This window comes from Herminiimonas sp. KBW02 (genome assembly GCF_003852535.1).
Classification (GTDB): Bacteria; Pseudomonadota; Gammaproteobacteria; order Burkholderiales; family Burkholderiaceae_D; genus Oxalicibacterium.
In genome coordinates this window covers 743,709-765,703 of sequence record NZ_QAJP01000004.1, presented here as the reverse complement: position 1 = coordinate 765,703, position 21,995 = coordinate 743,709, and the positions used below count along the sequence as shown (strand labels likewise).

The window sequence follows — 21,995 nt, the reverse complement described above, 5'->3', positions numbered from 1 at the left end:
CGAGCCGCGATTTCGGTTGGCTATGACAAGCCAGCCATTTTTAATCATTCTCTAAAGAAGCAAAGCCACTGGCACACAGACACAACGTGCCAGCGGCTTACAAATTACATGATTCGTTTTCAGCAAGTTTCCCTCATGCGCGGCATCAAGCCGCTACTCGACAACGTCGATGTCACGCTCAATCCGGGCGACAAAATCGGCCTGATCGGTGCCAACGGTGCGGGCAAATCCAGCCTGTTCGGCATGCTGCGCGGTGAACTGCATGCCGACCTCGGCACCATCGACTTCCCGGCCAAATGGCGCGTCGCCTATGTAGCGCAGGAAACCCCGCCGCTGGAACGCTCAGCCATCGACTATGCCATCGACGGCGACGTCACGCTGCGCCGCCTGGAAGAAGAACTCGCCTTCCTCGAAAGCGAACCGGACACCATAGACAACGGCACCCTGATCGGCGAGCTATACAGCGCGCTGGCGGATGCTGACGCTTACACCGTCCGTTCGCGCGCCGAGCAACTGCTGCTCGGCCTGGGCTTCACCATGGCGCAAATGGATCAACCGGTCGCCAGCTTCTCTGGTGGCTGGCGTATGCGCCTGAACCTGGCGCAAGCGCTGATGTGCCCGTCTGACCTCTTGCTGCTCGATGAACCGACCAACCATTTGGATCTGGACGCCATCATCTGGCTGGAAGACTGGCTCAAGCGTTACGCCGGCACCCTGATCGTCATCTCGCATGATAGGGACTTCCTCGACGGCGTCGTCAACGTCATCGTGCATATTGATGAGCGCAAGCTGAAGCGTTACTCCGGTAACTACTCGGATTTCGAGCGTCAACGCGCCGCGCAAATGATCCTCGCCCAAAGCGCGATGGAAAAACAAGCTCGCCAACGTGCGCATCTGGAATCCTTCATCAACCGCTTCAAGGCACAAGCCAGCAAGGCCCGCCAGGCACAAAGCCGGATCAAGGCCCTGTCGAAGATGGAAGAGCTCGCACCATTGCGTGCAGCGGCAGAGTTCTCGTTTGAATTCCGCGAACCGGCGAATGCACCAAATCCATTGCTGGTAATGGAGGCCGTCGATGCCGGTTACCGTATTGAGGATGAAAAAGACTACTCGATCACGGAAAAGAAAATCGTTTCCGGCATCAACTTCTCGCTGCAAATCGGCCAGCGTATCGGCTTGCTCGGCGTCAACGGTGCCGGTAAATCCACGCTGATCAAAACCATCGCAGGTGAACTGGAGCCACTCAACGGCTCATCGCAATTCGGCAAAGGCCTGGCTATCGGCTACTTCGCCCAGCACCAGGTAGAAATGCTGCGCCATGATGAATCGCCGCTGTGGCACCTGATGCACATCGCACCGACCGTACGTGAACAAGAGCTGCGCAACTTCCTCGGCAGCTTCAACTTCAACGGCACCATGGTCACCAGCAAAATCGCGCCGTTCTCCGGTGGAGAAAAAGCACGCCTGGCGCTGGCGCTCATCGTCTGGCAACGCCCTAACCTCTTGCTGCTCGATGAACCGACCAACCATCTGGATCTGGAAACCCGCGAAGCGCTCACCATGGCGCTGGCGCAGTTCGAAGGCACACTGGTTGTGGTATCCCATGACAGGCACTTATTGCGCGCGACCACCGATCAATTCATCATCGTTGCCGACGGCAAGCTGCAACCTTTTGATGGCGACCTCGACGACTACAAAGACTGGCTCTTCAAAACCAAGCTGGATGCAAAAAATGCAGCCGCCAATGCCAGCCTGCCACCAGTCAAGGAAAAATCGGCCAGCCCGGTCGCACCCGCTGCCACTGTCAGCGCAGTAGACAAGCGTGAACAGAAAAAGCAGGAAGCGGAAGAACGCCAAAAACTGGCGGCCCGTAAAAAGCCGATAGAACAGAAAATCAAAAAGCTGGAAGAACAAATTGCCAAGCGCAATGCGCAAAAAGCCAGCGTAGATGAAAAACTGGCCGATCCGCTCATCTACGATGCTGCAAACAAAAAAGAACTGAAGCAACTGCTGGCCGACCAGACCTTCTACACCAAGGAAGTGACACAACTGGAAGCGGAATGGCTGGAACAGCAGGAAGCGCTGGAACAGGTCAACAGCTAGGTCTGAACCCATGAGCAAACCGCAAACACTCTCCATCATCGGTTGCGGCAAAGTCGGCCAGACGCTGGCGCGCTTGTGGGTGCAGCATCAGACTGTCCAGATACTGGACATCCTCAATACTTCGGTCACTAGCGGCGCACGCGCCGCTGCTTTTGCAGGCACTGGTCGCGTGGCAAGCAGCTACGCCGACCTGCAGACAGCCAACATCTACCTCATAGCCGCACCCGACGACCAGATCGCAGCTTGCTGCGACGCATTGGCTGACAGCGGGCGCTTGCCGGCAGGCAGCATAGTCTTCCACTGCAGCGGCGCGCTCTCTTCCAGCATACTGGCCAGTGCCAGTGCTTGCGGCGCAGCAGTTGCCAGCATTCATCCGATACGCAGCTTTGCAGTGCCTGAGAAAGTAGCAGCAGATTTTGCGGGCACGTACTGCGGCATGGAAGGCGATCAGGCTGCACTCAATGCACTCGCGCCCATATTTGCCGCCATAGGCGCGCAAACGGTTGCTATCAAGCGAGAAAGCAAAGTGCTGTATCACGCAGGCGCGGTCTTCGCCTCCAACTATCTCGTCACACTGCTAGATACCGCAGTACAAACTTACGGCCAGGCAGACATACCGCAAGACATCGCGTTAAAGATGATTGCGTCACTGGTACGTGAAACAAGCGAGAACGTATTGCAGATAGGCCCGGAACAGGCGCTGACTGGTCCTATAGCGCGTGGTGACATCGCTACCGTCGTCAAACAATATCGCGCCGTCAACGGCTGGGATAAACGCTATGGCAAGCTCTACAAACAAATGGGCAAGCTGACTGCCGAGCTGGCACGACGTAAAAAGAAATAAGACGAGTCACGAAGCTAGCGTGATCAGGTACCGATCAAACCTGCCGCAATATTGATCGATAAACCGATAATCGCGGCATTGAACAAAAAGCTCAACACCGACTGCGCCAGCACCGCCTTGCGCATGCCAGAAGACATCACCGTCACATCAGAAGTTTGCGCCGCGACGGCAATCGTAAAAGAGAAATAAAGGAAGTCCCAATAATCGGGATTCAATTCCGCATCCGGGAACTTCAAGGCCCTGCTCTTCACCGACGACTGGTAATACAGCCGTGCGTAATGCAGCGTATACACACCACCCAGCAACAACCAGGAACCGAGCACCGTCACGCCGGTGAACGCGTAATGTAAAAGCTGCTCAGAGCCAGCCAGGCCTTTGGCCGAAGTCAGCTCAAGAATAATCGCGAGCAAGCTCAAAGGCGCAGCAATAGACAAAATCCCCACCACCGTCCCTGCTCCGGCATCCTCACGCTCCGCTATCGCCTTCACCCGCGCATGGCTAGACGTCGTCATCAACCATCCCATCTGCAACAAATTCGCCCACACCGCGACATTCCATCCGGCCAGGGCGCGCGTGACGAGATTCCATGAATCAGGCATGATCAGCGCGACTATGACGGCGATCAGGATGATAGACGTCAGGCGCAGGTGGGAACGAGTCAAATGAGATGTTTTAGGCATAGGTGCTATATGGGCCATCCAGACTAAACAACATCAGATTACCGTTTATTCGCCACTCGCGCATGGTCTTTAGCCCCAAGTCCAGTTTATCGCCTCCATTGCATACAGAGCAGACAAAAAAATACCTGGCACATGCCAGGCATTTTAATCATCGACCATCTGATCGTTTATCTCTTTCTTCCGCAGTCAGTCGTATCCTTATACTCAACCGGCACCATCGTCACGGACTCATTAGTCTTGACTATCTTCTGCGCTGTTGCCAGACATTGCGGAACGTCGGTAAAAATCAGCTCATAATCAGCGTTAGGCTCGGGGATGAATGTTTTTTTCATATAACAACCGTCATTAAGCCAGGTCGAATATATCCCTCTTTCAATCTTTGTGTTTGGCTTGTGAAACCTGAATGTAATCGGTTCATTAGCTGCGACATAAATCTCTGAACTCACAAAATTCTTGTCAACAGAATATTCCGTCTCAGGCATACCGATTTTTTTATTGTTCAGATTTTTTTCAAAGCCAAGAACCATTTGAACATTGGCTACCATGCCATTTCCTGGCAACTTATCATTCACGCATGCGCTGTTTGGATAAGCACGCACTCCACGGTAATCGATGTCTTGAATAACGACTCGGACTCTTGCGCGCTCTCCTCCTGTAGGTTCGCTGACAACGACGTTTTGTTTGAGTGTGTTGCAGCCGCTTAGGAGTAAACCTGCTGCTATTAAAGAAATTTTTTTACACATTTGTGAAGATTTTTTGGAAAAGCCGGTACTTAATGAAAGACAGATAAGGTAAAGCACTAAGCCAACAGTAATTCCCCAGAAAGAAAATTTACGATCATCTTAAGAAGCATATATACCGAGATTGGATAGGTGAAGAGAGCAGTATTTGCAAACCATATTATGTAAATTTTGTCGCTAATCACCCGCTCCATTTTTACCTGAACGCACCAAAGTAAAAAAATTATCGTCGAAACAAGACAGGAAAATAATAAAACATTCATATAATGAAAATGAAAATACTCAATTTCACTTTTAGAAAAGAAAATAGCGTGGAGCAACAGAGCAGTAAATACCAACGATGGCACTACACAAATAATTCCAACGAAAGGTAAATACCTTTTAATGTATTCAATCCTTCTAATCCATTCTTTATGAAGAATCGATTTCGCCAATATCACAGAGAAAACAATCACCCCTATCGGCATTAGAATTAGCATCGATAGAAAAGATAACGCAATTAAAAAGTTGACGATCACTTCGCACACCCTTGAGTTATTCCCATATTTATACAGCCTGTTTTAATTCTCTCATTTGAATCTAATATGTTCCCAACTTTTCCCTTCCACTCCATAAAGCCTTTTGTTCCAACCGCAAATTGAGGGATAAATTTTTCATGAATTTTTTGCAATTCAATATTATTTTGCTCGTTCTTCAGCCTATCTATGCTCCATAAAGTAGGATCAATATTTGGATTATTGTAGATATTCTTAAACTCGTCATAACCTGACGACATAATTACTTTTCCTGCTTCATCTCGCCAAGATCCCAATTGATTCAATTTATTTCCCAATTCAAATAACATACCTTGTAAATCATTTCTAGAGACCTTCTCCGCTTCTCTAAACCAAACCGCTCCGGTCTGCGCATACATCGTGCCGAAAAAATCGGCGCGCGACTCAATATCATTTATTGCCGAATACAGCGCACTACTGCCAATGATTAAACCAAGCATATCGTTTCTGGTTCTAGCAATATCATTATCCATTTCATTAAAACCGATTGGTGTTTCAGATAGAGCAGATGGAAACATCACAAAATATTTTTTCCAACTTTGATCCCCCGTATAGTTCAGTACTTCTTTAACCCCATTTTGACAACTATCACTCATAGGAGACGTATTACAAACCTGACGTAGTTCATCATCATTTTTTCTAGATATTTCGACGTACTTATTTGCCACATTTTCTCTACAAGTTGAACTATTAGAAGAAATGGCGCAGGCACTCATTTCTTCTTGTAACTTGGCATTTTCTTGATGTTTAAGATAGTTATTATTAGTTTGATTTAATGATGTTGCTGCACCGTTTGCTCCTCCCACAGCACTGCCTATGGCAGCACCAACTAGAATAGTGAGCATTTGCTTGCTTTCAGAAGATAATTCGAGAGCTTGAATAGTCTTGCCTATTTCGGGTATAAGCGCGGCACTAACACCTGCTCCTAACGCTCCAGCAGAACTCCCGGTTAAACCACCTACAACGGCATGAAGCCCAACACGATAAATCCCCCCTTCAGACCATTTTTCAGCCTCCGCGTTAAGCATAGCTTTTTTTTCAATGTCATTTTCTTCCATCGCTTGAATCTTAAGACCAGCTTCTTTTTTCCCTGCTAGATCCCCAATATCACCAGCTAACTGCTGCCCTAAAGTCCCCATCAAACGAGCGGCCTGTTCCTCTAGGCGCGCCTGCTGCATCTTTTTCTCCAGCTCGGCTGCTTGCTGCAGTGTGAGCGTATTGCTGAGTGCGCCGTTGGCCGTCGATGCGTCACGGTTAGTAAGCTCTTCCGCCGTTTGCTGGCTTAGTGCGTTCTGCTCTGCGTCGCTACCAGTGATGGTGATGTTGGCCGGACTGATGACGCTGAGGGTCTGGCTTTGCTCATGCTCATCTTTTGGCAAGGCTTTATTTGCAGCAGCATTTCCTAGTAAATTGAGTGCACTGTCATTACCTAATTTAGTTATATTTTCAGAGATCGTGGCCCCTTTTCCCAAACTAGCCGTAGCACTAAAGCTGTTGCTTTTGGTCGCAGTGTCTTGTACGTTGTTCAGATCACTGCTGCTCAGACTACCAGTGCTAAGGTTATTTTTTGCTTTGTCGGCTGTACTGGTAATAGCTGCACCAACCAGATCTGTCGCATTGGCTACGGTGATATCAAAGCCGCCATCACCCACCGAGATACCACTCTGTCCTTGTGCACTTTGGTAATTATGTTTGATACTTTGATTGCTTGTATTGACGGAGACCGAGCTAGCCCCCACGCAGAACGGGGGGATACATAAGCTAAGACCAAAGCCACTACTCTTCTGTTCGCTTTCGTATTTGCTTTGATCCTGCAAAGTCTGAATAGTAAGGTCGCCACCCACCTCCATTTTCACTTGCTGGGCTGCGAGTTGCGCCCCCTGCAAGGTCGTGTCATTACCGCTTTTTATCGTGAGCTTATCTGTGGCAGTGATGAGAGTGTTGTCATAGGTGGTTTCTTCTCCATTGGCTTTGCCTTTGGCATTTTGCACACCTAGCTGGAGACTGATGCCACTTTGCTGACCCATGCCGATGGTGATGCCGACACTTGCACTCGACGATTTATTAGCACTATGTACTTCGCTGGTATTGGCAGCGGCGACCAAGATCACGTCCCGCTTGGCCTCCAGGTTAATCGTTTCTGCCTGAAGTTTAGCGCCCTCCATGGTGATATCGGTCTGACGTGCATTCAGGTCGATAGACTTGGCTTGCAAATTGCTACCTGTAACCTCCGTACTTGCTGAGCTGCTAGTGCTACTCGATTTAGAGCTACCGACACTAATGGATACACCAAACGCAGCTCCACCTGGGTCCGCGCCTTGTGCCAGGTCTTTGACACCATTGGCAAGTGCAGCGCCTTTCTCTATCGCTTTGTATGTGTCGTAACCAGCCTTTAAGGCCAGGGCATTATCCAGCCTGTCGTTGCCGCTCCCTTGACTGGCCGCCATCGCCGACTCGATTGCGCTATTGATGAGCCCGCCGATCTGCCCCGCAGGTTTGCTACCCACAGTGAAACTCTTACTTTCTGTCTGGTTGCTACTGCTGCTCGTGTCACGTGCTGCTAACAGATCGATGCGATCAGCTTCAAGCTTAATCGCATTTCCCGCCAACAGATCCGCTCCGCGTGTCGTGATGGTGGCATCCTGCGTACCCGCATTACCAGCCACCATGGTGAGGTTGCCGCTATTAGCTGACAGTAAGCTGGGGACGGAGCTCTGTCCGTCCGCTTGACCATTCTGCTTGTCAGAATTGATGCCGAGGATGGTCATGCTGCCGCTCAGGCTCGGATGCAGCCCTATGCTGGTACTGGAACTTTTACTGGTACTTGTCGTGCTCTGTGCTTCTTTGACGACGTCTATATTGATATTCCTGCCCGCGGCGATGTTGATATCTTTATCAGCCAGTACCGCACTGCCGAGCACATTCACATCTCGATCTGCATTGATCTTGACATTGCTTCCGGAGATGCTGGATGTAATCGCAAGCTGCCCTTGTTGATCGAGGGTCTGATTGCTCTTACTGCTACCCACGGACAAACCTGTCTGGAAACTTCCCGAGAATCCGGATCGTTTTGTTTCACTTGTTTGTGCAGTATTGTGGTCCTCAATTGCCGCAGCAATCAAGACATCTTGCCCGGCACTGACGGTAACATCCTTCACTGCATCAACCTGGCTACCTATCACTGCAATATCACTGCCTGCAGAAAGCGTAACGTTATTTCCTTTGACGGAACTCCCCACCACTTGTGTATTAAAGCTTTCGGTAGTTTTTTTGTTTTCCTTGCTCGAGATTAGACTACCTTTTCGCGAATCAGAGAATGTACTTGACTGACTAGAGCTGATCGCCGCTTCGATGATCAAATTTTTATCCGCGGCTATTTTCGTATCGGCGTCGCCAATGACTACAGAGCCTCTGATTACAGCATTCCCACCGGATGTTATGGTTACGCTGTCACCACCAAAGTAGCTACCAATGGCACTATTACTCGAACTTTGCTCACGGCTTTCGGTACTGGATGAAGAAAGAAATCCTTTGCTCTTGGCATACCGTGCATCATCGCTTTGGCTGGTCGCACGGCCTTCGGCAATTTGGACGTCACCTGTGGCATTAACACTTACATTACCTATGGCATTAACAGTAGCGGCTTTTGCTTCAAAATTATTCCCCGCGGTTAAAGTAGTTTTACCAACGGAAACAATCTGGCTACCAACATCTTGAGTTCCGGATGCCCGCATGTAGTTACGATCATTCGCAGTGAGATCGCTTTTGTATCCAGTCCCTACCGTACCCAGGTTCATATTATTTTCAGTTGAAACCTGCATATCACCTGAACTAGCTAGCACACCTGCCAGAACGCTAAAGTCATTACCTGCACTGGCTACAAGAATGCCCTTATCACCTGTTACATACAGCCCAGCTACGCGGTCTATCTGAGTGAGAGAACTGCTGGAGCGTCCAGACGATGCTGTGCCCGTACTGGTTGTACTTTCGATGACAAAGTCTCTGCCTGCGCTTGCAGTCAGACTATCCTTTGCGACAATGCTGCCGCCAATATTAAGCAAATCCTCCTGTGCCGCTACATTCACTGTTTTGCCGGCTATATCTCCAAAGTTCTGCACATTGTCTGCGTTGATCTGCATGACGTTACGCCCAGCGATGGTGCCGGAATTTTTGAGATCTCCCGAGAGTTGGATATTAACGTTCTGTCCTGCCAGCAATGAGCCGCCAGTGGACAAATCGCCAGGTCTAGGCACGACATATACCTGCGGCACCAACGCTGTAGTGATCGTTCCATCCGGCAGCACTACCTCTTGTGCAACCAGCCAGACGATATCGCTAGTGAGCGCCGCCATCTGTGCAGGTGTCAGGCTAACGCCAGGTACTAGCTCCCATTGCTTCGCATAAGCAGTGCCAGCCTGCATCAGTGCCTGATACTGCGCTTCGTCACTGGCGTAGCCATCAAGGAATCTGCGCCCTGTCAGTTCCGCGACTTGTTCGCGAATGAGCATTTGTTCATAGAAGCCGTCACCCAGACGTTTTTGTATCGTGTTTGGATCAGTAGAAAGTTCCTGCAACATGTAATCACTGGATAGCCATTGTTGCTTGTTATTGAACCGTGGGTCGCCCTTGTAGATATGACTATCGTTCGGATCAGGATTAAGTATCAGCAGGCTGCTAGGTGGCGTACGCGGCCCGGCAACTTGCGTCCCGCTTCCTGAGATGCTGGTGTTGCCTTTGGCGACCGATGTATCGAGTTTGGTTGTGACGCTCTCCGTCACTTCGACATAAGCACCGCTACCAAAGTAGCCCGCGTGTATGCCGTAACCTTTGTACTTCACACTATCGCCGCGGAAGGAGCCAAAATCGGTCACCACCCGCTGCCCCATCGTTTCTGTATTTGTCAGACTAGCGCCGGAGATGTCCAGATTACCGCCAGCCATGATTTGGCTGTTGTCATTGAGAATCGCAGCACCAGATAGCGTCATTCCACCAGCCGAGATGATCCGTCCTGGCGTGCCGGCATTATCGACAACGGTCTGCACGGTTTGCGTACTCGTTACCCATATCTGATAGAAGTCGCGATAGGCGCGGGAAATGATGCTTTGGTTGTAGCTTTGCAGATAACTTCTCAGTGTTACCTGATCACCGACCGCAACACCAAAGAGTTTCCAAACCGGACTATCCGCTGGATACAGATAAGGAATTTGGACAGACATCCCTCCTGTTTCTGTCTCATAGTATTCATATGTATTCAGTTGATACGGAACACGAGAAAAGCCAGCCTCAAATGGATAGGCACTGCTAGGGGCCACATATTCGAGTCGAGGCAAACTTGGATCACCGTCATCGAAGCGATCCGATGCGCATTTAAAGCAACGCCCCAGCGAACTTTCCAGATATCTGGTGCCACCCAAACGTATGTAGTGAATATAGGTAGATTCGTTAGTGGTATCGGTACGCGTGCTGAAATCAGGATTCAGATTATTGATCTTGGCCGCAGCAATGGTCATGCCACCCATCGACTCTATCGTTGCTGCTTGATTGGTGACGACATCAGCCTTACCTGTGGCATGCGCTTGCGCATCCAGACTACGTCCGATATTCAACGCAGTTTCTTCTGTACCTGCACTAAAGAGTAATGATCCATTTCGATTGTTGAGGGTACCGACACCCAAATCCATACGCTGACGAGCAGCGATGACGGCATCAGAGCGAAGGCTGGCTAGTGTTTCACTGTCGTTATTCAGTGTATTTGCCGCAATAGCGAGTTGATCACCATAGATGCGACCCGTGCCTATGTTGTCGAGTTGATCCGCACGTAAGACGGTTTCCGTTCCGTCGATCAAGCCGCGATTGCTGAGATTGTTCGCTGCAGTTAACTTTGCTATGTTGGCAGCTATCTCACCCGTTGCTGCGTTATCGATATTTGTAGCATTCACGACCAGCTTATCTGTTGCACCTAGCTTACCTTCATTGCTTAGTGAACCTGCCGTGATAGCAAGATTATTATTCGCATCGATACGCGCAGCTACAGTATTGAGTAGATTTCCACTCGTAACTATATCGGCCTGATCCTGCGCACTGATAACTGCTTGAGCGCCACTGTTGGTGATATTTCCCGCCGTATCAATATGTAGCTTGCCACCGCTGCCATTCGACGATGCAGCCTGCATTGCCCCCTCGTTAGTAAGGAATCCATTTGATAGCAGAACAAGGTTGCCGCCATTCGCATTGATGGCACCCTGATTACGCACACCCATGCCGCTTTCACTTCCAACCAGAAAGATGTGGCCAGCGTACATGCCACCTAATGCTGCGACATCAAGACTGAACTGCGGAACCGACCCTGTACCTGTAATAGGGGTAATACCTTGCGCCACATTACCCGCGTAATCCAGGTTGTTGATATTGACTTCATTAGCACCTGTCACAACCTTTAACTTATTAGCCCAGATACCGGCATTGACTTGCACCGATCTGGCGAGGATGTCTGTGTAGGTTGCGCCACGCGTATCCAGACCCAGGCCTTCAACACTGATGGTGCCTTGCGTGATGCGATAGTTTTCCAATGATCCGTTATTGACCGGATTGCTTGTTGCAGTTCCCGTCGTGAGTGTGACGCGATCAGCATTGATGAATCCGCCACCATTGATTTGTATGCCCGCCGGATTAGCGATGATGACTTCTGCTTTCTGCCCTGCGACTTCGACGTAGCCACGCAGATGACTAGGATTGCTGGAGTTGACTTCATTCAGGATCACTCGTGCGGAGCCTCCGTTTAACCATGGATTACCCTGCACCCAGCCGCCGGTTTGGGTAAGTACATTGTCCCGGCTGTTATTGAGAATGGCACCATTGCTCTGCACGTCGAACTGGCTATATGTATTACGCGATACACCTGCTGCCGATGGAGCCTGAATGTTGACTTGCGGCAGACCATTCGCTGTTTGCACGATGGTAGGACGCTGATTATTCGGTGCAGTTGGATCTGCGACGATCTGCGCATGAGCAAAAGGCATGATGACTGTCATGACACCCGCAGTCAGTTTGGCAGCGAAAGATATAGATTTCAGCTGCAAGCAAATCTGTTCCATCGTCGGTTTAAACACGCCTGACGAAGACGATGCGGCATCGCCCTTACCTTGTGCAGATACATTTTCCGCGACCGCCATCATGATGCCGCGTGTTTTATTAAAGACGATGCGATATAGGTGCTTGTTCATGTCTGCCTCTTGCCTGATTTATTCAATATGAGAACGTGATAGATACGAATCACACGTTTTTACTAGATGCTCCAGTTCAGATTGAAGCCCGCGGTCGTATTTGCAGTCCTGAACCCATCTGGTTTTTTTATTGGCTGACCTACGAAAATGTCATATGAAACGCCCAGTACACTACCGCGCAGCCCCAGCGCAGTACCCGCCAGCCGCTTGCCTATCAGGTAGCGACTCGACTGCCCACCAACTTCGCCGTAGTCGACGCCGAGATATAGCTCTGCACCTATCGGGCCAAGGACCATGCCTATGTCATTACGCAAAGTCCAGCCGCGATCAGCAGACAGCATCATGTTTCCGTCAAAACCACGGACCGAGTAACGACCGCCGATTGCAAATCTGTCCTGCGGTACCAACGGCGTGTCGTTCCACTGTGCACGTAATGCACCGAGATAACGAAAGTTTTGTTGTGCGAGCTGGAAAGGGACAGATAAGGAAACGTCTGCATTCCAGACTTTGGGACGCGAAGCTCCCTCACCAAACGCATCCTCCGGTGCTTGTAGTGCCTGGAATGCGCCCGTGCCGTGGCGATAAGCGAGATTGATATCAAGCGTGTTCGGGCCCATGAATTCACGATGGGCGACACTGAATTCCCATCCTGCAGTGCGCCTGCGCTGGTTTTCTATTTCAGCGTCTTCGATGTAGTTATTGGATTCTTTGAGATAGCCGCGTACGGCCAGCGTCGTTTTGCGTTGCGCATCCCGATACACAACACGAGACAGCTTGAGGTCATTGCTGGCACTGATACCCGAATAAACGTAATTCTGGTTTATACCTGCGATGGTCTGGAAGTAGCGATTACGTGTAGCGGTCGTGCTCAGCAACCAATAGCCCAACGGTATCGAGTAATGCGCGACGCCACCACGCGTTCCCCTTGCCCCGCTATCGCCACCACCCAAGTCGTGATTGAAGCTGACATAAAACAAATCATTCAGTGTCAGCATATGGTCATAGGACAGCGTGACAACACCCTGATATTTACCGGTCGATTTGGAACCTGAATCATCGACAGAAACAGACATGCGAAAAGGAATGCCCTGCTTATATGAAATCACCAGGTCGCTTTGTCCTGGCTGCGCGCCTTCACCTTCTGCTGCCTCTATCTTGATATCAGCCGCCGCAGTCGGAACACGTTTAAAGTTTTCCAGTCCTTGCTCAATATCGCGCAGATTCAGAATGTCTCCGGACTGAACCGGGATCGCATTCCATTTGGTGCCGCGTGGATCAGAGTCAGCCGCAAACCTGACGTTGCGCACGCGCCCTGGAATCACCGTGAGCACTAAGTTGCCTGCATTCAGATCTTGCGGCGACACCAGTACACGAGTCGTTACGTATCCGTTATCGACGATCACGTTCTGTATGCGGCTCACTACCAGATTGATACCGTTTACACCCAGACATCTGCCTATAGGCGAGTCGGTACCTGCAATCACGCTTTTCAGGCCGAATTGAAAACGCTCGGCAGCATCACCGAGTAGCGAAATATGATCAATGCGAAAACAAGGTGCTTCATTCTCCGGGAGTATTGCTATCGGCTGTGCTGCCGGAGCCTGCAGGCGAACGTCTGGCGTCTGCTCTTGTTGCAGACGTAATTGCCGCTCGCGCTCCTGCTGACGTAACAACTCGTCGGCCGCAGGACTTTGCGCAAACACTGGGGAGAGACAGAGGAACCCGCCGATCAGCAAATAAATAGATGAAAAAAGCGACTTGCGAAAGAGAGGATGTACAGCGACTTGCTTATGCATTGCGATTGCGGCTCCAGAACCATTCAAAATGTTGCCATAAGGAAATACAAGACAATATAGAGAATGTAGCGCAAGCGCCTCCCATGATCATGGGGCATTTTGTTAAATAATGATAAATGCGAAAAGATGATTCTTATCGACAAATAATGATTTTTAAAAACAATTAAAAGAATTTATTGAATTCAATGACTTTACATGTGAAGCAAAGTCAAGCTGGGCAAGGCGTACAGGGAAAGTAGACATGCACATAGTTGGTGCATGAAAACTGGCTTTCCGAAACTAATCTAAAGAAAAATGGATGACTGGAGAGTTGTCTCAAATGCAGCTTTGCACCGCATACTACGTCGCAAAAGAGGGACAACGACCTGAAAAGATCGCCTTAATCTTCCGCAGTAACCGGCACTTCAGTCACCACATCAGGCATGCCCGAGAGGATCATCAATTGCACGCGGCGATTGCGTAAGCGCCCTTCTGTCGTGTCATTGCTATCGACAGGAAGGTTGGCACCGTGGCCCATGGCGACCAGGCGTTTTTCGGCGACACCGCTGGCCAGGAATAAGCGCACTACGCTACTGGCGCGTACGGCAGAGAGTTCCCAGTTGGATGGGAACATGGAGTTGTTGATAGGCGTGTTATCGGTGTGGCCTTCGACCTGGATGTCGTTATCTACGTCCTTCAGAACCTGAGCCACCGCACGCAATGCCGCTTCCGATTGCGCATTCAGCTTTGCCTCGCCCGGCGCAAACAACACACTCGCATTGATTTCAACACTGACACCGCGATTGGTTTGCGTGACGCGCACCTTGCCCTGACTAACCAGAGGTGCCATGGCCTTGAGGATGTCGCGTGCGATGCTGGTCATGCGTGCTTTTTCACGTTTGACGACAGCTTCATTCGCGCGTTGCGCAGGCGATTGAATCGGTAACGGCAGAACGGGAGTGCTTGGGCTGACCGGATCCTTGATGGTTTCTGTCTTCGCAGCTACCCCACCGAAGGCGATACCCAGTGAGCTGGAGAGGATGCGGTATTTACCTTCGTTGACGGATGAAATCGCGTACATGACAACAAAGAAGGCGAACAGGAGCGTAATGAAATCGGCGTAAGACACCAGCCAACGTTCATGGTTTTCATGCTCTTCTTCGTATTTTCTTCTACGTGTCATGGTGGATTAATCTGCCGACGCTGTGGGCAAGATAGCTTACCTCGTATAGACGCTCATCCGCTCTTCGATCAAGCGCGGATTATCACCTGCTGCAATACCGGCAAACGCATCTGCCAGCATTTCACGTTTGAAGATATCGCGGCTGACAAGCGCCTTGAGCTTGCTTGAGATAGGCAGGAATACCAGATTGGCAAAACCCACACCATAAATCGTCGCCACAAAAGCTACTGCGATGCCACTACCGAGGCGACTCGGATCGGACAGGTTTTCCATCACGTGGATCAAACCTAATACCGCACCCAGAATACCGATGGTCGGCGCATAGCCGCCCGCCGCTTCCCATATTTTAATAGCCAGGCGTTGACGCGTTTCGTATGCACCTATCTCCAGGTCCAGCACGTCACGCAATTTGGTTGGGTCAACGCCATCGACGATCAGGCGCAGGCCATGTGCGACGAATGGATCTTTGACGTCCTTGATCACGCGCTCCAGGCTGAGCAAACCTTCACGGCGTGCGATGACGCTCCACGCAGTAATGTCCTTGACCAAACCCGGATAGTTGTCGTCCGTCGGCATAAAGACCTGGCCGGCCATTTTTACGCCCTGCACAAAGTTGCGCCAGCCGCTTTGCAGCAGGACCGCACCGACTGTGCCGACTACGACGATGATGAAGGCTGCAGGCTGTACCAGCGAACCTAAAGCGCCGCCTTCGAGTATTTGCCCGAGGAGGATGCCGCCCAGCGCCAGTGCTATACCAACTAAGCTACCCCAGTCCACGCTTTCTCCCTTAAGTTCGCACGCATCCTGGCGATAGCCTGGCTATGCAATTGCGATACGCGTGATTCGGTGACCCCCATGACGGCGCCAATTTCCTTCAAGTTCATTTCCTGTTCGTAGTACAAACCCATGAGGATTTTTTCACGTTCCGGCAGTGCCTGGATCGCTTCGATCACGGCGGCGCGGAAGCCGGTATTCATCAGGTTCTGCAGAGGATCCGGAGACTCATCGGTGCAATAGCGATCAAGGAAGTGTTCGTTGTCCTCGGTATCGTGAAAATCTTCGTAGTACACCAGTTGGTGGCCACCACCATCACTGAGCAAGTCCTGATAGTCGGCCAGCGACAGCTTGAGCTGCTTCGCCACTTCACTTTCATTCGGCGCACGTCCGAGGCGTTGCTGCAAGGTGTTCATCGCCACCTCGATCTTGCGCATGTTCTGCCGCATGCTGCGCGGCATCCAGTCGCTGCTGCGCAGCTCATCCAGCATGGCGCCACGTATGCGTTGCACTGCATAGGTTTCGAACTGCGCACCGTGCGTTTCTTCATAGCGGCTGACCGCATCAAGCAAACCGATCATGCCGGCTTGTATCAAATCATCGACTTCTACGCTGGGCGGCAGCTTGGCTTTCATCTGGTGCGCCAGCTTCTTGACGAGCGGCGCATGCTCACCTACCAGATGATTTTTGTCCGATTTTCCGGCCGCTGTATACATGTGTGAATCAGGCTCCAAACTTGGCGCTGTGAGCGGGCAAGGTAAAACGTTCAGCCAGGCCGCGGAACGCGACTGATGCGCCTGCCAGCGGGAAGGCATCAATAACTGCCCGTCCCAAACGCGCAGCGCGTGTCAGATGATCGTCCTGCGGTACAAAACCAACGGAATGTAATTGCAAGGCCAGGTAACGACTGGCAGCTTGCGCCATATTTTGATAAACAACGGCGGCTTCCTGTGCATCGGCACCAGTCACCAGGATGCCGAACGGACGGCGACCCAATTGCGCGTTTAATCTTTTAATCAGTGCGTATGCTTTCTTGATGGAGGCAGCACCGGGTGTTACCTGCACGATGATTTCGCCATTGCCCATCGCCGGGATAGCAAAGTTATCGTTCATATCCAGTTCAGCATCGACCATCAGTACATCGGATTGCGCTGCCAACACACCAAAGGCGTTCGACAAACGACGTTGCTGATGCTGATCACTGCCATTCGCAGCGCGCAAGGAACCACGCGTCAGCGAAGCCAGGCCAAAGCCCTGCGGCATCGCATGCACGACCTGGTTCAGAGCACGCTCCTGACGTGCCACATCCAGCAGCGTCGCCTGCAACTCTGCGCCCATGCGATGACTGATGCCATCGTTTGAAATGCAGGCGTCGAGCAACACCACATCACTACCGCTTAAAGCCAGCGAGGCGCTCAGATTGACCAGCATCGCGCTTTTATCAGCCACCGAAGTCGCAGATAAAAATGTAAAAATGCGCGGCTTCGGTCCTGCGAGCATACGCCGCAAACCTTCTGCCTGATCACATTCGAAACTAGCCAAGAATCACCTCACGCAAACTCTTATCATTCATTGCACGGACGGTATTTGCCATCACAGCAGGTATCTCCGCATCACCCAATTGGAATGGCGCTGTTTCACGCTTGAGTTTAAAGGCCCGGTCTACCAGATACTGTTGATTCGCGACGTGCAGGTCTTCCGGCACGCGTTGTCCGTTCGCGACGTAGTATAAGTTCAATTTCTGTCTAATGACTACATCTAGTGCACTGCCAATGGTTGCAGCTTCATCGAGTTTGGTCAATATACAACCTGCCAGGCCATCGCCCATGTAAGAACGTACAACTTCATTCAGCGTTTCACCGGTCGAAGTCGCATTCAGACACAGCAGACGCTTCACCTGGTCACCGGCACCAGCCAGCATGGCGATCTGATCCGCCACCATCTGGTCGCGCTGGCTGACGCCCACAGTGTCGATCAGGACAGTATGCTTGCCCTTGAGCTCATCCAGCGCGATGCGCAGGTCGGCTTCATCCTTGACCGAGTGCACCATGACGCCGAGGATTTTGCCGTAGATACGCAGCTGTTCGTAGCCGCCGATACGGTAGCCGTCAGTCGTGATCAGTGCCAGCTTGCCTGGGCCATGACGCATGACGCAACGCGCGGCCAGTTTGGCTGTGGTTGTTGTTTTACCTACACCGGTAGGACCAACCAGCGCATAGACGCCGCCCTTTTCCAGGATTTCATTTTCATCGCCTATGGTCGTCAGATTGCGGGTGAGGATGGATTTGATCCAGTCCATACCGCTTTGATTGCTGGCACCGGCAGGCAAGCGGGCGATCAGGTAGCGCGCAAGGCTGGCGCTGAAACCGGCTGCCAGCATTTCACGCAATGCAGTCGACTTCACCGGCTCACGTTTTTGCGGATCGTTCCATGCGAGTTCAGACAGCTGGATTTCCAGCATGCCGCGCATGGAGCGAATTTCGCTCATCATATTGTTGAGTTCAGCAGTGCTGATTTCCACGCGGTCAGACGCCGGGGCTGCATCTGATACGTTCGAGGTCAGGGCCAATGGCGCTGGCTGAGTCGGCTTGTGATGCGGCACCAGCGAAGCCAGTGTGGTTTCGGAAATGGCAGCACGCTCGACCATGGGTTCTGCCAGCGAGGCCATATCCTCACCAGCCAGCGCCAGGATCTCAACCCCGCCATCGATAGCGCGATTCGAGAGAATGACCGCATCAGGTCCGAGTGCTTCGCGCACCAGACTCCATGCGCCGCGTGACGTGCTTGCCGTGAATTTCCTGACGTTCATATCTGACCTCCAACTAAGCTAGTTACTCTGATTGTTTTTGAATCCGGGACTTCTGCATGCGACAGCACTTTGAGTTGCGGCAAGGCACGGCGCAGGAAGCGCGCCAGCAATGCGCGCAATTGCGCTGGCACCAGCAGTACCGGTGTTAATCCTAATTGTTCCTGTTGACGCGTCGCGGCTTCTGCCTGCGCGGCGATGGTATCGGCCAGGCCTGGCTCGATACCGGCACCGTCTGCGCCACTACCCTGCAACGCTTGTGTCAACAGACGTTCAAGGCGGTTATCAAGTGTCATCACCGACAGTTCATTGGAGGACGGGAACAGTTGCTGCACGATGGCGCGCCCCAGCGCTACACGTACCAGAGCGGTCAGTTCATTGACGTCCTGGATGTAGGCGGCATGTTCGGTCATGGTTTCGATGATGGTGTGCATATCGCGGATATGGACGCCTTCGATCAGGAGATTTTGCAGGACCTTTTGCAGGGTCGACAGCGGGATCAGTTTAGGCACCAGGTCTTCCACCAGTTTCGGTGATTCCTTGGTCAGGTGATCCAGCAATTGCTGTACTTCCTGACGACCCAGCAATTCGGCTGCGTGCGTGGTGATCAAATGATTCAGGTGAGTTGCCACCACGGTACCGGCATCTACCACCGTATAGCCCATGCCTTGCGCCTGTTCACGCATGCTGGAATCGATCCAGGTTGCCGGCAAACCAAAGGCTGGATCGCTGGTGGTCGGTCCCGGCAAAGTGCCGCTGACCATGCCCGGATTGATCGCGAGGAATTGACCCGCCAGCGCTTCACCGCTACCTACTTCCACGCCTTTGAGCGTGATGCGATAAGCAGATGGTTTCAGTTCCAGGTTGTCGCGGATGTGCACTGGCGGCGACAGGAAGCCGACCTCCTGGGCGAATTTTTTACGTATGCCCTTGATGCGACGCAGTAGTTCACCGCTTTGCGATTTATCAACCAATGGAATCAGGCGATAGCCGACTTCGAGGCCCAGCGTATCGACTTGCACGATGTCTTGCCAGGTCGCTTCTTCTACTTCCGGTGCTGGCGGCGGTGCCGTCACTTCCGGTTCAACTTCCGGTGCTTTCAGGTTGCGCTGCGAGATCAGGTAGGCAGCACCGGCCATCAGGCTGGCCAGGAACAGAAACGACACGTGCGGCATGCCCGGGATCAGACCCATGCCGCCGATAATAGCTGCGGTGATGTACAGCACTTGTGGACGCGCAAACAATTGACCGATCAGCTGGCCGCCAATGTCTTGCTCACTGGCGACGCGCGATACGACGATACCGGCAGCAGTCGAGATGATCAGCGAAGGAATCTGTGCGACCAGGCCGTCACCAATCGCCAGCAATGTATAGTTTTCCAGCGCAGCGGAGAAGCCCATATCATGCTGCACCATACCGACTACCAGGCCACCAACCACGTTGATGACGGTGACGATAATGCCGGCGATCGCATCACCGCGCACATATTTACTGGCACCGTCCATCGCACCATAGAATTCTGCTTCCTGCGCTACCTGGGTACGACGCAGACGTGCATCCTGCTCACCGATCAGGCCGGCATTCAGGTCGGCGTCAATCGCCATCTGTTTACCCGGCATCGCATCCAGGGCAAAACGTGCACCCACCTCGGCGATACGACCAGCACCTTTGGTGACGACCGTAAAGTTAATGATGGTCAGGATCACGAAGACCACGATACCGACTGTGTAGTTACCGCCGATCAGGAAGTGGCCGAAAGCCTCAATCACTTTACCTGCGGCATCCGGGCCGTTATGCCCCTCCGTCAACACGACACGGGTCGAAGCTACGTTCAGCGACAGGCGCAGCATGGTACTGACCAGCAGTACGGTCGGAAACACCATGAAATCCAGCGGCTTGACTGTGTACAGCGCAGTCAGCAGCACGATAATGGACAGCGCAATATTGAAGCTGAAGAAGATGTCCAGCACGATCGCCGGCAGCGGCAGCACCATCATCGACAGCATCATGATGATAATCAGCGGCGCAGCAACGGCACGCGATCCTTGACCGGTCATCCAGGCGGGTAATTTCAGGCTATTCATTGTGGCAGGCCATTCGAATCTGCATCGGCTGCAGAGGGATTAAGTGGGTCCATCTCCGGCGGTACATCCAGATCGCCCGGTTTGACCGGACGCGCACCACCATGTTTGCTATACGCACGCAACTGAAATACATAAGCCAAGACTTCAGCCACTGCGATGTACAAGCCCTCAGGGATTTCATCGCCGAGTTCAGTGTGGCGGAACAGCGCACGCGCCAGTGGCGGCGCTTCCAGCAACACAACATTGTTTTCCATTGCGAGCTCACGGATCTTGGCCGCGACTTCATCGGCACCTTTGGCAATGACGCGTGGGGCACGCATGCCGTTTTCGGAATATTTGAGTGCGACCGCATAGTGCGTCGGGTTAGTCACCACCACGTCTGCGGTCGGCACTTCGGACATCATGCGGCGGCGGGCCATTTCACGCTGTTGCTGACGGATCTTCGCCTTGATTTCCGGGTTACCTTCGGACTCCTTGGACTCCTGGCGCACATCCTGGCGCGACATCATCAGTTTCTTCGCGTGTTGCCACATTTGGTAAGGCGCATCAATCGCAGCCACGATCACCAGACCAGCTGCAATGAAAATGAAGCTGAGCACCAGCAGGTGTCCCAAATGTTCGGTACCGCTTTTCAGCGGTTCGACGCTCAGCGCCATGACGGCGTCGAATTCATGCCGCATCACCATCCACGAGATCCAGCCGATCAATATGGTTTTAGCGATCGCCTTGCCCAGCTCGACGGCAGCGCGGCTGGAGACCATATTGCCGAGCCCCTTGATCGGGTTCATGCGGCCGAAATTCGGTTGCAGCGCCTTGCCGCTGAACAGCCAGCCGCCGATCAGCGCAGGCGAAGCCAATGCCACCACGATCAGAATCAGGGCCGCCGGAGCAAACGCAATCAACAGATCAATAATGCTGGCAGCGGCGTGTGCCAGCAGCAGCTCCATGTCGAAAGCCATCTCACGATCAAAGGAAAGACCGGCGGCGAGCATCTTGTTCAGCTCGCCTACCATACGACCACCCAGGATCCAGAAAGCAGCACCCGCGGCGAGCAACAGCGTACAAGTCGCCAGCTCGCGCGAACGCGGCACGTCACCCTGCTCCCGCGCTTGTTCCAGCTTGCGCGGTGACGCGGGTTCCGTCTTTTCGAGATCACTTTCTTCAGCCAAAGCCGACTCCTGAGGTGCTTCCGCCAGCGTGCAACACGACGCTATACGGACCTATGAGTA

13 protein-coding genes are annotated in these 21,995 nt (G+C 52.1%); 2 read left to right on the top strand and 11 right to left on the bottom strand.

Features of this window, described 5'->3' with window-relative positions:
* Nucleotides 1-108: 108 nt before the first annotated feature.
* Together DBR37_RS07890 and DBR37_RS07885 are read left to right on the top strand one after the other, a co-directional pair.
* Nucleotides 109-2,103, top strand: coding sequence for an ATP-binding cassette domain-containing protein (locus DBR37_RS07890; protein WP_370454235.1), 1,995 nt, complete (start codon nt 109-111; stop codon nt 2,101-2,103).
* Between the two features lie 10 nt (nt 2,104-2,113).
* Nucleotides 2,114-2,947 carry a Rossmann-like and DUF2520 domain-containing protein gene (locus DBR37_RS07885; RefSeq protein WP_124573888.1) on the top strand — a complete coding sequence of 278 codons (834 nt, stop codon included), beginning with the start codon at nt 2,114-2,116 and terminating at the stop codon, nt 2,945-2,947.
* Nucleotides 2,948-2,970: 23 nt separating this feature from the next.
* Here the strand turns inward: DBR37_RS07885 and DBR37_RS07880 are convergent, their stop codons facing one another.
* From DBR37_RS07880 to flhB, 11 genes are all read right to left on the bottom strand, one after another.
* Nucleotides 2,971-3,627 (bottom strand): DUF1345 domain-containing protein, encoded by a 657-nt coding sequence (locus tag DBR37_RS07880; RefSeq protein WP_124573887.1) that lies wholly within the window; start codon nt 3,625-3,627, stop codon nt 2,971-2,973.
* 167 nt (nt 3,628-3,794) lie between these two features.
* Entirely contained in the window at nt 3,795-4,370 is a 576-nt protein-coding gene (locus DBR37_RS07875) for a hypothetical protein (RefSeq protein WP_124573886.1), read from the bottom strand.
* A gap of 511 nt (nt 4,371-4,881) precedes the next feature.
* Nucleotides 4,882-12,144, bottom strand: coding sequence for a hemagglutinin repeat-containing protein (locus DBR37_RS07870; RefSeq protein ID WP_124573885.1), 7,263 nt, complete (start codon nt 12,142-12,144; stop codon nt 4,882-4,884).
* Nucleotides 12,145-12,206: 62 nt separating this feature from the next.
* Nucleotides 12,207-13,940 carry a ShlB/FhaC/HecB family hemolysin secretion/activation protein gene (locus tag DBR37_RS07865; RefSeq protein ID WP_124573884.1) on the bottom strand — a complete coding sequence of 578 codons (1,734 nt, stop codon included), beginning with the start codon at nt 13,938-13,940 and terminating at the stop codon, nt 12,207-12,209.
* A gap of 379 nt (nt 13,941-14,319) precedes the next feature.
* Nucleotides 14,320-15,102 carry a flagellar motor protein MotD gene (gene motD / locus DBR37_RS07860; RefSeq protein ID WP_124573883.1) on the bottom strand — a complete coding sequence of 261 codons (783 nt, stop codon included), beginning with the start codon at nt 15,100-15,102 and terminating at the stop codon, nt 14,320-14,322.
* A 36-nt stretch (nt 15,103-15,138) separates the two neighbouring features.
* The gene (locus DBR37_RS07855; RefSeq protein WP_124573882.1) at nt 15,139-15,879 is read right to left on the bottom strand and encodes a flagellar motor protein; all 741 of its coding nucleotides are present in this window, start codon (nt 15,877-15,879) and stop codon (nt 15,139-15,141) included.
* Complete coding sequence (locus DBR37_RS07850) at nt 15,861-16,592, bottom strand: RNA polymerase sigma factor FliA (protein WP_124573881.1); 732 nt, start codon at nt 16,590-16,592, stop codon at nt 15,861-15,863. The genes DBR37_RS07855 and DBR37_RS07850 overlap by 19 nt, the downstream gene beginning before the upstream one ends.
* Before the next feature lie 7 nt (nt 16,593-16,599).
* Nucleotides 16,600-17,418, bottom strand: a complete 819-nt coding sequence (locus DBR37_RS07845; RefSeq protein WP_124573880.1) for an antiactivator of flagellar biosynthesis FleN protein — start codon at nt 17,416-17,418, stop codon at nt 16,600-16,602.
* Nucleotides 17,411-18,685: a flagellar biosynthesis protein FlhF gene (gene flhF, locus DBR37_RS07840; protein WP_124573879.1), complete on the bottom strand. Its 1,275-nt coding sequence runs from the start codon at nt 18,683-18,685 to the stop codon at nt 17,411-17,413. The genes DBR37_RS07845 and flhF overlap by 8 nt, the downstream gene beginning before the upstream one ends.
* Nucleotides 18,682-20,766 (bottom strand): flagellar biosynthesis protein FlhA, encoded by a 2,085-nt coding sequence (gene flhA / locus DBR37_RS07835; protein WP_124573878.1) that lies wholly within the window; start codon nt 20,764-20,766, stop codon nt 18,682-18,684. The genes flhF and flhA overlap by 4 nt, the downstream gene beginning before the upstream one ends.
* Complete coding sequence (gene flhB, locus DBR37_RS07830) at nt 20,763-21,935, bottom strand: flagellar biosynthesis protein FlhB (RefSeq protein ID WP_124573877.1); 1,173 nt, start codon at nt 21,933-21,935, stop codon at nt 20,763-20,765. The genes flhA and flhB overlap by 4 nt, the downstream gene beginning before the upstream one ends.
* Between the last annotated feature and the right edge of the window lie 60 nt (nt 21,936-21,995).